The sequence below is a fragment of the Methanothermobacter tenebrarum genome, from assembly GCF_023167465.1.
Lineage (GTDB): Archaea > Methanobacteriota > Methanobacteria > Methanobacteriales > DSM-23052 > Methanothermobacter_A > Methanothermobacter_A tenebrarum.
In genome coordinates, this window is sequence record NZ_AP025698.1 from 725313 (window position 1) to 743826 (window position 18514).

Consider the following 18514-nt stretch of genomic DNA (forward strand, 5'->3'; position numbering starts at 1 on the left):
AATCACCCAAATTATAAATAATTAGAGGATATTTATAGTATTCTAATGAAGGAAAATATAAGGATTAAGGAGACGAGGATAAAACTCACAACTGACATAAAAGACCACGGCCTCCCAGGTTTCATACTAAAGGAAAGACTACTACTGGAAGATTATATAAGACGCAAACCCCATTTTCTCACATCCCTCGAACCATTACCAGCCCAAGACGGGCCCACCATAGTTAGGATGATGTTGAAAGCGGGTCTAATCGGGGGTGTGGGGCCAATGGCAGCGGTCGCAGGGACCATCTCCGAATTATCCCTCCACTATCTTATGGATAAAGGTTCAAGGTATACTATAATTGATAATGGTGGGGATATAGCCCTTATAAATGATAGGAAGGTTAACATTGGATTATATGCTGGTGATTCACCCCTCTCTGGGGAGATAGGATTCCAGTTAAAGGCTAGTCGAAAACCTCGGGGAGTGTGCACCTCCTCTGGTACCGTTGGACATTCCATAAGTTTCGGCCGGGCCGATGCTGTGACAGTGTTCGCTTCACAGGCCAGTATAGCTGATGCGCTTGCAACATCAATCGCCAACGCAGCTAATGGTGCCAGTGACCATGAAGCGGTGGAGAACGCCCTGGAGAAAGCTGAAGGTTTCAAGGATTATTTCCATGGGATTCTAGTGGTTGTCGGGGAAAACGCTGGTATAATAGGGAGAATACCAAAGCTGGTGAAAACAGATAAGAAGGTGACAATAGGAGAGTTATGGGATGTTTAGCCTCAGATCGCCCATCATTCATCACCTATCAGAGCTCATAGGGTTCATCACAGGCTAACAGATCCACTTTTAGCCGAACATTACCCCTGCTTCTCTTCTGAAGTCTTCCTCCTTTTCAATTCCAGTTATCTTGTCCACCGCATTTAAGAAGTCATTCATTGTAACTTCTTCTCTCTCTTCTCTGATGGCGAACATACCAGCCTCTGTGCATATTGCCTTTAGGTCGGCGCCTGATGCCCCATCCGTCATCCTCGCGATGAGGTTTATGTCAACATCATCTGCAAGTGACATGTTTGCAGTGTGAATCTTAAGGATTTCCCTGCGCCCCTCCTCGTTTGGTAATGGCACCTCTATGAACCTGTCGAATCTACCCGGCCTTAGGAGGGCAGGGTCTAGGATGTCGGGTCTGTTCGTTGCAGCAACTATACCTACGTCACCCCTTGATTCGAAACCGTCAAGTTCTGCCAGCAGTTGCATGAGGGTTCTTTGAACTTCCCTGTCCCCACTCGTTGAACTTTTAAGTCTTTTCGCCGCCACAGCATCAATCTCGTCGATGAATATTATACTTGGAGATTTTTCCTTGGCTAATTCGAAGACTCCCCTGACTATCCTCGCACCTTCACCGATGTATTTCCTGACAAATTCTGATGCAACTATCTTTATGAATGTTGCATGTGTTTCATGGGCAACCGCCTTTGCAAGGAGAGTCTTGCCAGTGCCTGGGGGGCCATAGAGTAGAACACCCTTTGGGGGTTCTATACCTATTTTTTCGAAAAGTTCCGGTTTACTTAACGGTAATTCTACTGTCTCCCTGACTTCTCTTATCTGTTCTGATAGGCCCCCTATCTGGTCATATGTGACTTCTGGCCTTTCCTCGACTTCCATGCCTGTGACTATTGGATCTTTCTCGGATGGTAGCACGTCAACTATGCTGAATGTTTGTTGGTTTAGGGCCACCCTCGCCCCCGGTTCTAAGAGTTTCTTGTCTATGAACCTTGAATAGCTTATAACGAAATGAGGACCCGTACTGCTTTTCACGGCCACTCTATGATCGTCCAGGACCTCTGTGACCGTGGCTATAACTAGTGGAGGTGTCCTGAACCTTTCTATCTCTCCCCTGAGAGATTTAACCTCCCTGTCTAGTCTTAGTTTTTCATTTTCGATTAAGAGCTTATCCTTTTCGAGTTTTTTGATCTTCCATGTGAGTTTTCTTTTTATCTTGGCATTTTCCTCTTTAAGGCTTCTTATCTCCTTTTTTAGTTCTTCAATTTTTTTAAAAAGGTAGAGTGGATTATTTTCCATGATTCTAGAACACTCCTATCCAAATTTTTAACCCAAGGACTCCCCCATCTTATGTGTGGGGGTTTTCCCTAGTTGAGAATGATAACATATCCACCCAATGTGGGCGTATCTCTCTATGGGCCTTCAGGACCGTCCCAAGCCCCACACTCCCATCTTTGGTGGAAAATTATTCTGCAAGTAGCTATTACAGCCTCCTTGGACAATTTTCCTTTATATACTGATTATAATTATTTCTATAAAAAGTATATAAACTTTTTCTCCCACCCCCATATGGGGAGAGTATAAATAATAAATCATATCACTAATCTAATATTATAATCGAGGAGATCTTCTATGAGATGCGAGATTTGCGGTAAGAAGATCATGGGCAAACCCATCAGGGTGAAAATCGAAGGTTCAGTAATGGATGTCTGCGCTGACTGTTCAAAGTTCGGTAAGGTGCAAAGGCAACCAGAAAAGCCTAAGAGGGCCCCTAGAAGGAGAACCGCCAGGCCCATGGAACCAGTATATGAGGTTCTGGAGGACTATAATAGGATCATAAGGGAAGCCAGGGAGAAGAGGGGCTGGTCAAGGGAGAATCTTGCCAAGAAGATGAATGAGAAGGTGTCTGTGATTCATCGGATAGAAGCAGGTAGGATGGAACCCGATATAAAACTTGCGAAAAAGTTTGAGAAAACCCTTAATATTAGGATACTGGAAAAATTCGAGGAGGAAGAGACTCCAGGAGCGAGGGCAGGATCCTTCAGGGGCGCTACCATCGGCGACATAGCCCGGATAAAGAAACGTTAAAATCCTCTTTTGTGGGAGTAATATCCCCTAAAAATTGGGGCTTCTCTGATAAGCTCCCCTAGAAGCTTATTCTCCGGATATTCACCGCTTACAACTATTACATGGGCTGGTGGGTGTATATCCTTTATCCTCATTATGGAGGTGGTATCATCCTCCTCAACATTAACTGCAACGGCCATGGAAGACTTCCTTTTCACCTCCCCTCCGAGGATTGATGATACTATTTTATCCGCAATTCTATTATCTACCAGGCGCGGTTTCCCTCTTATTTTCAAGTTTGCGTGCCTTTCAAGATCCGCTAATGCATTAAGCAATTTTTTCTTATTATCGGCCCTTATAAGTATTAAAGCCATCCCATATCAACTCTTATCTTCTAAATGAGCTTATAAGGGTGCTCCTGAATAATAGGAGTATCAGGAGGACGCATCCAAGTGCTGTTTGTATGTCCCCTAATATTTCAAAGAAGCCCGAACCTAGAGGGAGATCCATTGGAGGTGCTGTCCTATCATCTGGCAGGGGAGTGTAATAGACTCCCACAGCCCTTGAACCAGGCTTCACGTTTATATCCTTTGGTTCCACATAATTAACGCCTATGATAAGGCCATTATCTATAGCATCATTTATGGCCTTGGCTATCGCCTCCTCACTATAACCTTCCTCTTTAACTGTAGCCTTAACTATCTCCCGTGTCGTTTGTATAACCCCAGCTTCATCACTACCATATACTGAAACGGAAATGGCACTCTCTGAGACTGTTATAGCATCCCGCAGCGCATCATAGGCATAGATCGTCTTAAGGGGTGTTCCATCCAGTGGACAAACTTGATAATTCTCTGCAGTAGGATAACCTGCGCTCCAACCACAATGTGGACAGACCTTTGCATAGGGCTGATCCATTGGATAACCTGTCTCATTCAAATTGGCTGGTGTGAACATGTCACCCGTGGTCACGCCAGATGCCACATTAACAGCACCACCACCATACTTTTCACCAGCATTCTTTGCAACATCCTTGAAGACCTCAGAGACTATCACTGTAGCAGGATACCCATCACGTATCATCTTACCAATTTTTATCGCCACCTCTTTCCTGACAGAAGAGGCCGTACCATACATTGGATTCCCATGTGTGTTCCTAAGATGGATTATAGCACCCTTTTTCCCTGGTGGCAGGACAGCTAACCCACCAGAATAGGGTGTTACCTTGATGGTGCCATCATCTTCTACAATGACAACATAAGCGTCGAAGGATCCTCCGACAGCCGCCCCTCTACCAGGACCCCCGCACATTATCCTTATACCAGGGTACCCGCTTGCAGCCGAAGCAGCCTCTTGGGCGGTTCCACCATTCTTAAGGATGTTTATAGCGTCTACGATTGCCATGAGACGGGGAACAGCCTCTCCTTCACCACCAGAGAGGATTGTGAAATGATGTTCCTTGGATAATATGAAGGTCGATTGGAACATGTTCTGTGCAAAGGACATACTACCCCCAGCGAATCCATTGGGGTCCTGTCCACTGGGGTCTGTGACTACTATAACATTTAAAGTCGCGGCCGCACTCCCCATTAGGATATTAAAAAGTAGGAATATTCCGAGAAGTTTGATAATTTTCCCCTTCATCTTACTTCCACCACTGAAAAGTCTTCGATAACATTCACGGTTACTATACCAGTTTTTTTATCCACTTTAACATCCGCGGCTACGATAGGGGTGAGGCTAGTCCCTGGGATTGTTGATAGTTTAGCGAATTTTTCAGCATTTGATATGGCCTCGTCTAATGGTATGCTCCTCTTGGATGTTACTAGGATATCACCTTTAATATAGCTTCCTTGTCTGAAACCGGCGGCTGCAACATTCGCCCTTATGGATTCTATGGGTACTATGTCATTTCCTTTGACTATGATCCCTGAGATAGGTACGCCTTCTGGTTCGGCTGTTGAGGATGCATATGAAATGTATGTCATGAACCTGCCTGAGACGATAAGGATATATGCTACTAGTAATATGAGTAGGGTGTCCCTCCTGACTTGTATTAGCATTGATCTGTCACCCCCGCTTTTAGGATTTTTTCGAGTAGTGTTGCTGCAGGGTCCATGCCCTGGGCGCCTATAAGTAGTATTATATCATCCTTTGAAGCTCTGTTCAGTGCTTCCATAAGCGCGTCCTCAAGTTTCCTATAATGGGTGTATCTTATCCCGTGTTCCTTGAGGATCTCAAGGAATGCTCGTCTTTCATGATCCTTTACTATGTTGAGATCGTCCACCACATCATAACTATCAGTAACTATAAGCTTATAGTCTATATCTTTTATTGTTTTTGCAAGGGCCTTTGCATTTGCGGTGTTGATCTCTTTTCCACGGGAGCCTCTTATGGCACATACTATCCATAATCTCCCATTCATGGTGGCTGCACTTTCTATCGTTGCCTTTATCCCATCAGGGTTATGGGCGAAATCATCAATGATAAGAGGATCCTCATGGATAATCGAAAACCTCCTCTCCAGGGGCTTATATGATGATACCCCGGCTCTTATATCCTCTATTGGTAATTTGAGGCATATGCATGCTGCTATGGCTGCGAGGGTATTCTGTATGAAATGTCTGCTCTGGAATGGCAAATCATCCCTTGAGAGTAATAGTCCATCATCAATATAAATACCATCTTCTCTATATGATACTGAGGTCCCCTCACCATAAAAGAAAGTTTCAACTTTCTTATTCAAGTTGGCCATCGACCTCACACGCTCATCTTCATAATTTAGAACTGCAATCCCCCTATTCATAGCCCTCACAGCCCCGGAGACTTCCCAGCAGGCTTCCTCTATAGAATTCACCAATCCTATATGATCAAGGGCCACATTTGTAATCACAACAACCTCAGGGTCTATTGCACGTGTCATAAGATATGCATGATCCTCCATTACCCTACCAAGCCACCCTTGGACTTCTGAAACTTCTATTACCAGATATTCAAGTTCTCTTCTCCTGGCTTCTCCTGCTATCTGGGCTGGGACAACAGGGTCTATAAGAGTGTTAAATTCCGATTTTGAATCAGTATTAGTGTAGGTTTCCCTTCCTGAACTCTTTAGTATGTGGTATATCATATGTGTAGTTGTTGATTTACCATTAGTTCCCGTGACCACAATCCTCCGCGTGCCAGGGGCGAATTTTTTAATAGCCCATCTAAGGGCGAATGCATTGGCAAATTCTATCCTATCAACTAAGATTATGGGAATTCCCAAATCTTCGGCGAATTTAAGAGCATCTCCACGAGGATCCGCAGTTATAATAGCACAAACACCCTTCTCTGAGCCCATTCTCACACCATTCTCATCGATCCAATGTCTTATGACAATGTCACCTTCCCTGGCATGGCCTAATGTGGTGAAGATACCATCAAATCTCCTATCCGGGCCTCTAAGTTCTCCTTGGATTTTATCTGCTATAACCTTAAGGGAAAGCACCATATTAACCGCCCTAACCCGTTGGGAACAATGCCCTGAAATATAAGCCGATGGCACATATAATCAATGTTACAAGCCAATACAATAATACTATGCTCTTCTCAGACAAGCCCTTATAGTGGAGTGTGTGATGCAATGGTTCCACCGGGAGCCTTATTATATGGGCCCTATGAAGCAAACTTATTATAACAGAGACAATAGGAACCGTTAAAGCCAAAACACCAAAGTATACTGTGTCTGTTAGGATCACTGCAGCCGCATACCCGCCTCCGAGGGCGAATGATCCTGTATCACCCATAAATATGGATGCTGGGTGTCTGTTGAATACTAAAAAGCCTAAACTTGAACCTGCAAGTACAATGAATGGCACAGCCTCCATCGGCTTGGAACTTAAATATAAGAATAGTGCGCAGGATGCGGATGCTATAGCCATTATACCAGCAGCCATACCATCCATCCCATCTATAAGATTAACAGCGTTTATAGCCCCTATCACACCGAACACTATGACAGGTATCATGAACATCCCAAACTGGAGTCCCCCAAGGCTGGTCACAGCACCTGAAAGCACAAGCAAGGCCCCTGGCAGACACTGTACGATTATCTTGTCCCGTTCCCTGATCTCATATTTGATGGGAGCCTCCCCTACCACTGATATGAGACCCTTTCCCTTGAGTCTCCTAAAGTCGGCCCTTGCCTTTGGTGTTGCAACCCTGGCTTCTTCACCAGGTTTTAGTATGAGTCGGCCTATCTCAACCGGTCTATTGGAGATATTCTTTATGATCTTTTGAACCTCCTTTGTCCTTAGGCCGAGTAGGTCATCGAGTAAACCTATAAGGGCCGATGCCACTACTATGAGTGTTGTTATGACGAGGTTTAGGTTGTCTTTCAGTGGGATTGTTATGGATATTATGGCCAGTAGCATCCCTAAACCGCCCATGGTGGGGGTTCCTGTTTTATGTTTATGTTCTGTGACTATTGGCTTGTCAGTGATCTGGGCTTCCTTTAATGTTTTCCTTACAAAGAATGTGAATATTACTGAGAGTATTATTGTGGTGATGAGGATTTCCATGAGTCTTGGGATCATCTTATCAACCTTATATTCAATTTTTTAAGGATTTCTCTGGTCTTATTTTCATTGGTGGATCTTATGGTTATCCTCCTATGACCTTCCGGTCCGTGGAGTATCCAACTATTTTCACCCTTGAAGGTTCTTGGCGGATTATCATATTCGAATTCTCCTATGGGTATTTCTAGTGCGTGGAATTTTCTGCGGGTGAGTTTTTCCGGTTTCCATTCGCCCATGGCCATGTTAACGAGTTGTTCTAGGGGGTGGATTCCTGTTGAGGCGGCTGATAGGTATCTTGTACCGCTGGGTCTTGTGTTGACTTCAATGGTGTATATTTCTCGGCTTTTTGGGTGGAATATCATGTCGATGTCTGTGTTTCCCTCTGCTTGGAGTTTTTCTGTTATCCTCTGGGCCAATCTCAACACTTTCCTATTGTCCAGTCCTGGGATGCTTGCTGGTGCTTTTTTCACCTTTTGGAGTGGGTGTATCCCCTGGATTGTTGTTTTTCCTTTATCTACCACTACTATTGGATATGTTTTATCATCCCATCTTAGGACTTCTACTGAGATTTCGTGGCCACTGATATACTCTTCCATTATGGCCCTTTTATAGGTTTTGAGGTAGGATTTTATACTCTCTTCATCCTTTGCTATTATTAGGTTTTGGCCGGCTTGTCCCTTTTCTTGTTTGAGGACTGTGGGGTAACTTGTTTCTGGGATCTTATCCTCTATTATATGATACCTTGGAGTTTTTATATTGTTTTCTTTGAAGAATTCTTTTGTTTTCCTCTTGTTGGTGGATACTGTGACGGTTTTTATGTTTGATGCTACCACTGGTATTTTGTATTCTTTTTCTAGTTTTTCTTTCATCTTTGCGACTTCGATTAGGGGCGGGTCCACGCCTATGAGCGGCACTATCGCGTCCACGTCTTCTTGGAGGGCTATTTCTGCAGGTTTGTCCATGCCCCTTGGTACTATGTAGTATTTGTCTGCTAGGTCCAGGTTGGGGGCTTTCGGATTTGATTCTGTGAGTATTGTGGTTATCCCCATCCTTTTAGCATAATCTGCCACATCATTGAATAGGCGGGCGCCGATGAATAATATTTTCATTATTATCACTGGATTGTCTTGTTGAGGATTGAGATGAGTTTTCCCATGGATTCTCTCACGGGCTCTGATATTCTAGTGGAAAAGTCTAATCTCTTGGGTTGTATCCCTATTAGGATTATCCTGTAACTTTTATGGGCTTGGAGGTAATCTATGAGGAATGATAATGGCATTGCATGGGTTGATATGTTGTAATTGGCTATTTTATCCTTTTCTATGATTTTTATTGTGCCTGGTTTGGCTCCCATCTCCACAGCATCTATAATTATGATATGTGTTGGGTTCTCTTTTTTGATTTTCCCTGTGAAGTTTTCGGGTACTGTGCCACCATCTATTACTGTGAAGTTTCCATTTTTTGAAAGTTTTTTTGCGATGGCCGGTCCTAGGCCATCATCTCCCCTTAGCTCGTTTCCAACGGTGAGAATGAGGATCTTCTTATAGCCTTTGAGGAATTTTTCAAGTTCTTTTTTTATATTCATGTTGGTCCTCTATGTCTTTGATTTTGGCTTTTATTGTGTTGAGTCCTCCTCCCATTTTATAGGATAGGGTGACCTTTATCATGTAATTTTCCTGTTTGATTTCTTCCAATGGTATAAGCAGTGGTGGGTTCATCATCTCTGTGGGACCTGCTATGATATTCTCTGTTAGTAGTGTGAATGTGGTTATTTTTAATCCGTTGATCCTACCATTTGCCGGGACCTTGAATGTTTTTTTAAATTTTTCATCTACTCTTTTATTGAATTTTATGATATCATAGATTGTTAGACTCCCCCTGGTCTTGTATTGGTAGTTTTCATCGTATCTGATCGTCTCTGAGTCCATCTCTATCGCTTCAGCCCCGTTGATGACACCATAGGGTATTATCCGCCCGTCTTCTTTTAAGTGTTCCAGGCACTTGTTTACCACGGGTACTTGTTCTTCATCTATGAGGGCTGTGTCTAACATTTCACAGATTATGGTATCGGCTTGGAAGGGGAAATCATATAAGAGAACATCCCTGTTAACCACCCTGACATTTGGGAGACCCTCAAGGTTCCTGGAGGCGTATGATGCTATCTTTTCATCTTTTTCTATTGCAAAAACAGTTTTAGAATAGGGTGCCGCGAAGTAGGATAGGATCCCGCTCCCGGCACCTATATCATAGACTATACCATGTGCATGTTCTTTTATAGCCTCGTAAAAACCTGAAAGTCTTTCATAGTCCCTTAGGAGATTGTGATGATACGCTGTCACAAAGAATCTCATTTTTCATGTTCTATGTCCTTGCCCGTGGATGTGCTTATCAGTCTCACATGTTCAACTCCCTTAAGTCTCATCATCTTCTCTGTCAGTTCACGGATTTTTTCAACATCCCCCTTAACCACTATGACTTCGAGGCAGTGCCTTTCTGTCATGTGCACGTGCATAACAGCACTTATATATTCGCGGTAGGCATGTTGTATGTCCGCAAGATCTTCCATGACACCAGTATAGTGATGATCATAGATTACTGCGATCACACCCACCCTCTCTCCTTCCATCTCCTTCATCCACTGGTAACGGACTATATAATCCTTTATAGCATCCCTTATACCCTTAGACCTTGACTGGTAGCCCCTATCACGTAATACCTCATCAAATTCGTTAAGCAAATCCTTTGGTAATGACATGCTTATACGCATCATAACTATTACCCCTCCTCTAAATTCATATTAAGATATTATATTAATAATCTAACATAATATTTAAAGTTTCAAGACACACAAAATTTATCACCCCCAATAAAATAATTTGATTATCAAAAAATACTCTCATAAGGGGCTCCAAAAATTGGATAGCCCACTACCATAACCCATAAACAAGAGAAGATAAAAAGACGCAAAAACCCCCCATGACACGTATATAAGTCAACCACCCCCAATGATTGGAAAAGAGCCTACAAGTTGATCTTATCTGAATCGACCCCCACAAATTCAACGATTGACGATAGCCTAACCTCCAAGAGCCCCCACACAAAAGCCCCCCAAGTATTTAAGCCAGGGAGGTGAGAAACCCACCCTTGAGGAAAGGGTCTCCAGCAGGTGTTAAAGATGAAAGTTAAAGAGGCCATGAACCCAGAGGTTATAACAATAAGCCCTGAAACAGAGCCAATTGAAGCCTTTGAGAAAATGTACAAACATGGTATCAGAAGACTCTTCGTATTAGATGAGGATGGAAAACCAGTGGGCGTGGTATCATACACCGACCTTGTAGGAGTACTAGGATACAGGAAACCTGAAAAGAGACTAAAAGTAGAGGATATCATGGTCACAGATGTTATCACAATATCTGCCAAGGATGATATTGAAGATGCTGCGAATCTCATGCTAAGGGCTGATGTTTCGGGTCTCCTCGTAGTAGAGGATGAGAAAGCTGTTGGTGTAATAACAAAAACAGATATTTGCAGATTAGTAGCCGCTGGTATCCTAGTCCCCATATAGACCATGGTGGAACACCATGATAATAATAACCAGGAAGGAGAAGATCATATACGAGGAGATAAAGGATCTTAAACCAGAATTCATAGATGGGATACCAGAGAAGATAATTAAGATGAAAGTAGACATATCAGAACACGACTACCATGAGATACTCGATAATCTACAATCAAAGAATCTTATAATACGCGAAAATGGTAAAATAAAACCCCAAGAGGTCAAAGACCAAATCAAGGTAGTTGAAAACAAAAAGGAGGTTAAAATCGAAGAATTAAACCAACTAGAAAAAGAGGCTATAAAAATCATCAAAAAATTGGCAGAGGATGGTCTGATCCCAAGGTACACCCTCGAAGGGAACCTACTCTATGGCAAATTAAAATTAGACAACCTCCAAATGTATAGGCTCCTACTCTCACTAGAAAATAAAAAAATCCTAAAAAAGATCAAAAGAAAAGATGGTGAATACTACAAGCTACTATGATCTCCCCCTATGGCATACCGGTAAACTTCTAAGCCATCCAAGGTTGCTCTGATACAACATCCTTATATCCTCTATGCCCAACCTTATCATCGCCAACCTTTCTATGCCAAGGCCAAAGGCCGCTACAGGAGTTTCAACCTGGAGTGGTTCCAGAACTTCTGGCCTGAACATCCCAGCCCCCCCAAGTTCTATCCAAGTCTCCTTTTCAGGGAGATAAATTTCACACTCAGTTGACAGGTAAGTGTAGGGGAAGTATGCTGGTCTGAACCTTACCTTGAATCCTAACCTCCTATAAAATTCTCTGAGAATCCCCAAGAGGTTCTTGAATGTAACATTCTCGGCTGCGACTATACCCTCAACCTGGTGGAATTCTGGGAGATGCTTATAGGTTATGGTCTCCCTCCTGAAAACCCTACCAACTGAGAACATCTTAAGGGGTGGTTTGTTCTCAAGGAGGAAACGTGCAGATACACAGGTTGTATGAGTCCTCAACACACTCTTTTTCGCGATTTCAACATCCCATTTGTATTGCCAACCCTCTGAACCAGTCAATCCACCACACTCATGGACCGTCCTAACCTTATCAACTAAACTTTCACTCGGCAATTTAGTCTCAGGGGGGTTTTTAACATAGAATGTGTCCTGCATTTCCCTGGCAGCATGATCCTGGGGTTGGAAGAGACAGTCAAAGTTCCAGAATGCAGATTCTATTATAGGACCCCTAGCTTCTGTGAAACCCATCTTAAGGAATATGTCCCTGATCTCTTCTATTATACGCTTTAATGGGTGCATTTTCCCTGGGAAGATTATTGGATACTCTGCGTGGATGTCATATCCCCTATAGTATAGTTTCCTCCATCTTCCAGTTTTGAGATCCTCATGGGTCAATTGCGTGGCCTCTTCGCGTATCTCGAATCCCCGCTCTAGGATGGCCCTACCCTTATCTGTTAAACTAATTCTATGTTCTTTAACCTTTTTCACCTCTAAGAGTCCCTTTCTCTGGTTGAGTAGTTTGAATGCTTCTTTTAGTTCATCTGATAGGGATGATACTCTTATTCGGCCCTTTTCTGCAAGTTTCTGTAATAGTATTTCATCGAATCCTAACCTCTCTAGTGATTTTTCACCCTCTGATGTTATCCTGAGGATGTTGTCTTTGATGGTGGCCCATTTTTTCCTCATCAGCCAGCCTATACCTACCTTGGCTTCTGTCTTGTCTAGGCCACTTTTTTCCATGATATCAGATACCTTTAATGGACCCTCCTTTGAGAGTAGTTGGAGTATTCGCCTCTCTGGCAGGCCCTTTGTCGCATATTCTCTACCTGTCCTGGTGGGTTTGAGTAGTTTGTCCACGCTCTTATGGACACTTACAAGTCCCTTAGATTCTAGCGATCCTATGGCGCTCATAACCGCTTTTATATCCATATTCTGCGATTTCACAATATCATCTGGGCTTACTGGTGGTTCAAGTTTTTCCAGGGCTTTTAGAACCTTCTTTTCGTATAGGTGTAGTTCGTCGATTATGCGTTCAACGTCCATCATAGGGCCACCTTTTTTTATTCTATTTTATCCCAGTAGTAGTCTATGAGTCCCACCATTATGGAGGAGGCTGTTAAATCCGCGGTTGTCCCAGGATTTACACCTTCTTTTTGCAGTTTCCTGTCAAGGCTTTTAAGGGCTTTTAGTCCCTGTTCTGTTAATATCCCTCCTTTGTCGAGTATTTCCCTGGCTTCATTTGTCACCTTCTCGGCCACTTCCTTGCCATATTGTCTTTGTATGAGGGTGTCTGGGAAATTTGATAGGATTGTTAGAAATGTTTGAACGACAGCCGCGTTCATATCAGCTTTTTTATGTGTTTCTTTGAATGTTGGGAATCCTATGTTGAATGTTATTGGCATGGAACTTGTAAGTTCCCTTGCTATAAGATCCCACGAGGATGAGAGTTTGAGAACATCGAATAATGTAACCTTCTCTTCCAGGATTCTATCCTTGGATTTTTCATCATTAACGTCAAACTGGTCCCTTTTTCCCATCCCCCCAGGTTGGGCTATTGATATGGCCTCATAGAGGTTCACAGCATCCTGTGGTGTTGTCTGTAGCATTATCCTATTAACCATTTCTCTGAGGCCTTGTAGGTCTTTTTCTGTTATCATGCCCGCGGCGGATGCTAGTGGTGTTAGTAGCATTACAATGCCCAGGTTGGTGTTTGTGGACACCCACTTGCGCGTTTCTTTTATCGCATCTAGTATGAGGTTACCTACCCTGATTGGTGAAAAGTCTAATTCGTCTTTTAGTCTAGCGCCTCTCTTGGCTGCTTCGTGCATGGTGTCTCCTATAACAATAGCACTTATAATAAAATCTTCGAAGCTCATGTCATGGAAGTTCCGCGTCCTGTGCACGTTCCCGGGCTTCGGGTGGCCGCTAACTTCCAGGGCGGCTGCCATTTGGGCTATCTTCGCGACTAATGATGGTTTCATCCCGTTAAACCCCCATCTAGTAATAGTCTTGGAGTGAAATGTGAGATTATAAGGTCTGCGCCCGCCCTTTTAATAGATAATATGGATTCGTATATGGCTTCTTCTGTTAGGTAGCCTTTTTGGATTGCTGCCATTAGCATTGAATATTCCCCACTTACATTGTATGCCGCCACTGGCGTGTTAAACTCTTCCCTGAGAGCCCTTATAATATCAAGGTATGGTAGGGCTGGTTTCACCATTATGATATCGGCACCCTCTTCTATGTCTAGTTCTGCTTCGAGTATGGCCTCCCTAGCATTGGCAGGATCCATCTGATAGGTTTTTCTGTCGCCGAATGATGGTGTGGAGTATACAGCCCCCCTGAAGGGTGCGTAGAATGATGAGGCGTATTTAACTGCATATGACATTATTGGAACATCCTGGAAGCCATTCTCATCTAGTTTTTTTCTTATGGCGGCTACTCTACCATCCATCATATCAGAGGGTGCCACCATATCGGCTCCTGCCCTCGCATGTGATACTGCGATTTTTCCTAGGTATTCTAGGGTTTCATCATTGAGTATTTGCCTGTTTTTAACTATTCCACAGTGTCCGTGGCTCGTGTATTGGCAAAGGCACACATCTGTTATGATGACAAGTTTTGTTTCCTCCTTGAGTAGTCTGATGGTCTCCTGGACTATCCCATTCTCATCAAATGCTGACGATCCTATATTATCCTTTTCTGATGGTATCCCGAAGAGTATAATAGTTTTTAGTCCCTTTTTTTCAAGTTTTTTGAGTTCATCAACGGCGGCCTCTGGCGAATACCTATATTGTCCAGGCATGGTCTCTATTGGCTCTTTAGATCCTCTTTTAAGATCTTCTTTCACGAAGACTGGGTATATTAGATTACTAGGGGATATTCTTGTCTCCTTCACGATCTCCCTCATCTTAGAGGTTTTTCTCAGTCTCCTCATCCTTTTTGTGGGGAATCTCATACTAATCACGTTTATTCTGCTTTAACATCCACCAGTGGCTCCATGCGTCCTATGGCCCGTTCAACAGCATCCGGATCTACTAGGATCCTTATGGCATCATTCTCACATTCCATGGCGCATCTGCCACAACACCTGCAAAGTCTATTATCTATTTGGGCCTTCCCATTTTTAATCTTAATCGCCTTAATAAAACATTTTTCGAGACAATCTCCACAACCAATACAATTTTCTCTTTTAAATTTCAGTTTAACGCCACTCATTGGGGTTATGCTCCTGGCGAGTTCCTCTGGGAGTTCCGGTATCATCTTCCAGAGGCAGCAGCATGGACAACAGTTACATATTGATAAGAGCTCCTCCTTGGGACCTGTATTCAACCATACCGTGTCTATTTTATTCCTGCCGATGATATGAACCAAACCGGCCTTTTCACACTCTTCAATGTGGGCTATGGCCTCATCCTTTGATATTAGCCTCCCAACCTTCTTTGATATCCTATTAGCGCCTTTTCCAAGGAATAAGCATCCTAGTCTGTGGGGGTAGTCTCTGCAATTGGATGAAACCCTGCATATACAGAAATTCATCCTGAATATGTACCTTGACTTGGATATCATCTCCTTGAGGACTTGGCTTGGTAAAATAGAAGTGTTTGGCGGGTCAACCTTAACATTTAAGGTTATGGTCTCATCCCTCGGGAGTGCTTGGATGTCATCTCCTTCAAAGAATAACCTGTGAACAATCCTTCTAAAAGTTTTCGACCTTTTAGCTAGCCTCGCCAATCTAAACCTTCCCTTGAATGTTAATTTGATAACTCTAATACTTATATCAGTGAAATCTAACATAATAGATCCCCCCCATTAGACTTTCAGGAGCGGATCCGCGGGTTTACCCCTAGTATAATATTTTTTGCCATGTTCTACTAGGAGGGCATGATATTCCTGGAATACCCGATAATCTCTTCTTAGATTATCCTCGAACAATTTTTTGACTTCCATATAATCCTCATCACCCCTTGTTAGTTTAAGCCTCTGGAGTATCCTCCGTGTATAAGTATCAACGATAAACTCTGGCATTTTATATGCATATAATAGTATCGTATCCGCCGTCTCATCACCCACACCCTTGACTGAGAGCAGCTCATCCCTTCTGGGGACGCCCTCAAGAGTTGTGAAAAACTTTGAAATCTCCTTTAAATAGTATGCCTTCTGGTTTGGGAAACCTGCACATTTTATCAGCTCAACAAGCCTCGGAAGATCCATTCCAATAATACGATATGGGCTGAGAGCTCCTAATTTCCCAAGTCTTATAAGGGCCTTTGACGCTTGTCTCCATGTAGTATTCTGCGTTAGGATGGAACCCACCCAAACCTGGAATACCTCCTCCTCACTGTGTGGTGGTGAATAATCTCCAGGATGATACGACAATTTACAATCTTTGAGAAATGGCCACCAACCTTGCTTTCCATATGCCGAAAATAGCCTCTCATAGATGATTCTGATCTTATCCATGGCTTCCTTCACCATAACAATTTATAGGGGATGGAACCCGCCACGAAATACGAGAATTTCATGACTATAACATTATATGGATGGGGGCACATACTTTCCTTTGTGATACTATGAAATATAATATAATCCATAGGCCAAGTTTCAGTCTAGTTGAGGTTGAACTAGATGCTGGTGAGCGTATAAAGGCGGAACCCGGGGCCATGGTCTCCATGAGTGATAACATCCAGGTGCAAACAGATACTGGGGGCGTTTTTAAGGCCCTTGGTAGGGTTGTAGGCGGTGAAAGGTTTTTCATGAATACCTTTTATGCTGATGGTGGTCCAGGAACCATTGAACTTGCACCACCATATACCGGTGACATTGAAGCCCTTGAAGTTGAAGGTACAATATATGCCCAGAGCGGATCATACCTAGCATCAGCTCTGGATATTGAAATCGAAACAAAATTTGGAGGCTTTAAAACCTTCTTTGCAAGGGAGGGGTTATTCCTTTTAAAATTGACAGGTTATGATCCCCTTTTCTTGTCAAGTTTCGGAGGCATATATAAAAGGAGGGTGGAAAACAAAAAATTTGTCATAGACACCGGACATATTGTGGCATTCACAGATGGTCTAGACTTCAATGTTAGGAGAATAGGCGGACTCAAAAGCACAATATTCGGCGGTGAGGGTCTAGTAGCCGAATTTAATGGTAATGGAACCGTATATGTGCAGACGAGGAGTGTTGACAGTTTCATTAACTGGCTGAGACCATATCTGCCCCGACAAAGCGAGTAAAGTGACCCCATATGGGAGGTAACAGATTAGGTAAAATCTTCCAGGTTACAACATTCGGCTCCAGCCATGGCAAGGCCATAGGCGCAGTAATCGACGGATGCCCAGCAGGCCTGCCATTAGATGCCAATGACATACAAAGGGAACTCGACAGACGCCGTCCAGGTACAAGTGAAATAACAACCCCACGAAAGGAAGAAGACAAAGTAGAAATCCTATCAGGGACATTCCAAGGCAAAACCGATGGCACCCCAATAGCAGCCATAGTATACAACAAGGACGTGGACCCATCAGCCTATGAGAGCATCAAATACAAGCCAAGACCCGGACACGGAGACTATGGTTGGATAAGTCGCTACGGACACTATGATTATCGTGGAGGCGGGCGAGGCAGTGGCAGAGTCACCATAGGCCACGTCATAGGAGGGGCCATAGCAAAGAAACTCCTAGAAACCTTCAATATTAGGATAATAGGCCATGTAACGCAGATAGGCCGCATAAAGGCGAAGAGGATAGATCCTAAAAGGATAGAAGAGCACACTCTAGAGAATCCTGTAAGATGCGCTGATGAAAAGGCCGCAGAAGAAATGATAAAACTCATACTAGAAGCCAAGGAGAAAGGAGATTCTGTCGGTGGCATAGTCGAAATCATAGTCTCCGGGGCGCCAGCAGGCCTTGGAGAACCAGTATTCTCAAAATTAGACGCGGATATAGCGCATGCACTAATGGGTATAGGTGCAGTGAAAGGCGTTGAGATAGGCTTGGGCTTCAAAGTCGCAGAATACAATGCAAGCGAAATAAATGACGAATATTACATTAGAGAGGGTAGAATAAGAACACTAACCAACAATTCAGGTGGTATAATAGGTGGAATATCCAATGGGATGCCAATAATCGCCAGGATAGCCGTCAAACCAACACCATCAATCTCCTTACCACAGAGGACAGTGAACCTCAAATCCATGAAAGAAACCACCATAAGAATAAAAGGACGACATGACCCATGCATATGTCCAAGGATAGTGCCAGTAGCCGAGGCAAGTGTCGCGATAATAATAGCAGACCATATGATAAGGGCAGGTTTCATACATCCATGTAAAATCAAAACATGATCAGATCCTCCCATCAGAGTGTAAGATCTCCAATTAAGGGATTGAGAAAGGAGATTACAAGAAGTATCCCCAGGAAACCCCGAAGAACGTTGGATCCCCCCGGCTCTCATTACAATAAAGTTCCATGCAAGCTTCTTCGCACACCTTTAACCCGGAGTTGAAGGATTCAATGGGCAGGGCCTCTTGGGATTTTTGTAAGGAAACTTTCATTGGGCAACTGCGTGAGGGAACATAAA

Annotated in this window: 21 protein-coding genes; 6 read left to right on the forward strand and 15 right to left on the reverse strand. The window is 43.4% G+C overall.

Features of this window, described 5'->3' with window-relative positions; translation table 11 throughout:
• Positions 1-45: 45 nt before the first annotated feature.
• A complete protein-coding gene (locus tag MTTB_RS04030; protein WP_248565218.1) occupies positions 46-768 on the forward strand; it encodes a UPF0280 family protein in 723 nt (240 codons plus the stop codon).
• A gap of 69 nt (positions 769-837) precedes the next feature.
• Here MTTB_RS04030 and MTTB_RS04035 read toward each other — a convergent pair whose 3' ends face one another.
• Entirely contained in the window at positions 838-2070 is a 1233-nt protein-coding gene (locus MTTB_RS04035; RefSeq protein ID WP_248565219.1) for a proteasome-activating nucleotidase, read from the reverse strand.
• A gap of 333 nt (positions 2071-2403) precedes the next feature.
• Here MTTB_RS04035 and MTTB_RS04040 point away from each other — a divergent pair, with 333 nt between their 5' ends.
• Positions 2404-2859 (forward strand): multiprotein bridging factor aMBF1, encoded by a 456-nt coding sequence (locus MTTB_RS04040; protein ID WP_248565220.1) that lies wholly within the window; start codon positions 2404-2406, stop codon positions 2857-2859.
• Here MTTB_RS04040 and MTTB_RS04045 read toward each other — a convergent pair.
• From MTTB_RS04045 to nikR, 9 genes are read right to left on the reverse strand one after another with little or no spacing between them, the layout of a single operon-like run.
• Positions 2856-3212 (reverse strand): DUF356 domain-containing protein, encoded by a 357-nt coding sequence (locus MTTB_RS04045; protein ID WP_248565221.1) that lies wholly within the window; start codon positions 3210-3212, stop codon positions 2856-2858. The genes MTTB_RS04040 and MTTB_RS04045 overlap by 4 nt on opposite strands.
• Before the next feature lie 13 nt (positions 3213-3225).
• A complete protein-coding gene (locus tag MTTB_RS04050; protein WP_428343373.1) occupies positions 3226-4482 on the reverse strand; it encodes an Mfer764 family protein in 1257 nt (418 codons plus the stop codon).
• Positions 4479-4901 carry an Mfer763 family protein gene (locus tag MTTB_RS04055; protein WP_248565222.1) on the reverse strand — a complete coding sequence of 141 codons (423 nt, stop codon included), beginning with the start codon at positions 4899-4901 and terminating at the stop codon, positions 4479-4481. Before MTTB_RS04055 ends, MTTB_RS04050 begins: the two co-directional genes overlap by 4 nt.
• Entirely contained in the window at positions 4895-6328 is a 1434-nt protein-coding gene (gene murE, locus MTTB_RS04060) for a pseudomurein biosynthesis peptide ligase pMurE (protein WP_248565223.1), read from the reverse strand. Before murE ends, MTTB_RS04055 begins: the two co-directional genes overlap by 7 nt.
• Positions 6329-6338: 10 nt before the next feature.
• Positions 6339-7412 carry a pseudomurein biosynthesis MraY family phospho-N-acetylmuramoyl-pentapeptide-transferase gene (gene mraY / locus MTTB_RS04065; RefSeq protein ID WP_248565224.1) on the reverse strand — a complete coding sequence of 358 codons (1074 nt, stop codon included), beginning with the start codon at positions 7410-7412 and terminating at the stop codon, positions 6339-6341.
• Positions 7409-8503, reverse strand: coding sequence for a pseudomurein biosynthesis D-Ala-D-Ala ligase (gene ddl / locus MTTB_RS04070; protein WP_248565225.1), 1095 nt, complete (start codon positions 8501-8503; stop codon positions 7409-7411). Before ddl ends, mraY begins: the two co-directional genes overlap by 4 nt.
• A 5-nt stretch (positions 8504-8508) precedes the next feature.
• Complete coding sequence (hycI, locus tag MTTB_RS04075) at positions 8509-8979, reverse strand: hydrogenase maturation peptidase HycI (RefSeq protein WP_248565226.1); 471 nt, start codon at positions 8977-8979, stop codon at positions 8509-8511.
• A complete protein-coding gene (locus MTTB_RS04080; RefSeq protein WP_248565227.1) occupies positions 8957-9745 on the reverse strand; it encodes a methyltransferase domain-containing protein in 789 nt (262 codons plus the stop codon). Before MTTB_RS04080 ends, hycI begins: the two co-directional genes overlap by 23 nt.
• Positions 9742-10164, reverse strand: coding sequence for a nickel-responsive transcriptional regulator NikR (gene nikR, locus MTTB_RS04085; RefSeq protein WP_248565228.1), 423 nt, complete (start codon positions 10162-10164; stop codon positions 9742-9744). The genes MTTB_RS04080 and nikR overlap by 4 nt, the downstream gene beginning before the upstream one ends.
• A gap of 405 nt (positions 10165-10569) precedes the next feature.
• On the opposite strand from nikR, the gene MTTB_RS04090 reads away from it, so the two are divergent.
• Positions 10570-10959 carry a CBS domain-containing protein gene (locus MTTB_RS04090; RefSeq protein WP_248565229.1) on the forward strand — a complete coding sequence of 130 codons (390 nt, stop codon included), beginning with the start codon at positions 10570-10572 and terminating at the stop codon, positions 10957-10959.
• A gap of 16 nt (positions 10960-10975) precedes the next feature.
• The gene (locus MTTB_RS04095; RefSeq protein ID WP_248565230.1) at positions 10976-11437 is read left to right on the forward strand and encodes a hypothetical protein; all 462 of its coding nucleotides are present in this window, start codon (positions 10976-10978) and stop codon (positions 11435-11437) included.
• Here the strand turns inward: MTTB_RS04095 and pheS are convergent.
• The 5 genes from pheS to MTTB_RS04120 are packed head-to-tail and all read right to left on the reverse strand — an operon-like array spanning position 11432 to position 16246.
• The gene (pheS, locus tag MTTB_RS04100; RefSeq protein WP_248563774.1) at positions 11432-12976 is read right to left on the reverse strand and encodes a phenylalanine--tRNA ligase subunit alpha; all 1545 of its coding nucleotides are present in this window, start codon (positions 12974-12976) and stop codon (positions 11432-11434) included. The two genes, MTTB_RS04095 and pheS, sit on opposite strands and share 6 nt — an antisense overlap.
• 14 nt (positions 12977-12990) lie before the next feature.
• On the reverse strand, positions 12991-13911 hold the full coding sequence (locus MTTB_RS04105) for a triphosphoribosyl-dephospho-CoA synthase (RefSeq protein ID WP_248563775.1): 921 nt from the start codon (positions 13909-13911) through the stop codon (positions 12991-12993).
• Positions 13908-14888, reverse strand: a complete 981-nt coding sequence (gene hemB / locus MTTB_RS04110) for a porphobilinogen synthase (RefSeq protein ID WP_248563776.1) — start codon at positions 14886-14888, stop codon at positions 13908-13910. Before hemB ends, MTTB_RS04105 begins: the two co-directional genes overlap by 4 nt.
• Before the next feature lie 11 nt (positions 14889-14899).
• Positions 14900-15727 carry a 4Fe-4S dicluster domain-containing protein gene (locus tag MTTB_RS04115; RefSeq protein WP_248563777.1) on the reverse strand — a complete coding sequence of 276 codons (828 nt, stop codon included), beginning with the start codon at positions 15725-15727 and terminating at the stop codon, positions 14900-14902.
• Between the two features lie 15 nt (positions 15728-15742).
• Complete coding sequence (locus MTTB_RS04120; RefSeq protein ID WP_248563778.1) at positions 15743-16246, reverse strand: endonuclease III domain-containing protein; 504 nt, start codon at positions 16244-16246, stop codon at positions 15743-15745.
• A gap of 257 nt (positions 16247-16503) precedes the next feature.
• On the opposite strand from MTTB_RS04120, the gene MTTB_RS04125 reads away from it, so the two are divergent.
• Complete coding sequence (locus MTTB_RS04125; RefSeq protein ID WP_248563779.1) at positions 16504-17169, forward strand: TIGR00266 family protein; 666 nt, start codon at positions 16504-16506, stop codon at positions 17167-17169.
• 11 nt (positions 17170-17180) lie between these two features.
• A complete protein-coding gene (gene aroC, locus MTTB_RS04130) occupies positions 17181-18278 on the forward strand; it encodes a chorismate synthase (protein WP_248563780.1) in 1098 nt (365 codons plus the stop codon).
• The last annotated feature ends 236 nt before the right edge of the window (positions 18279-18514 follow it).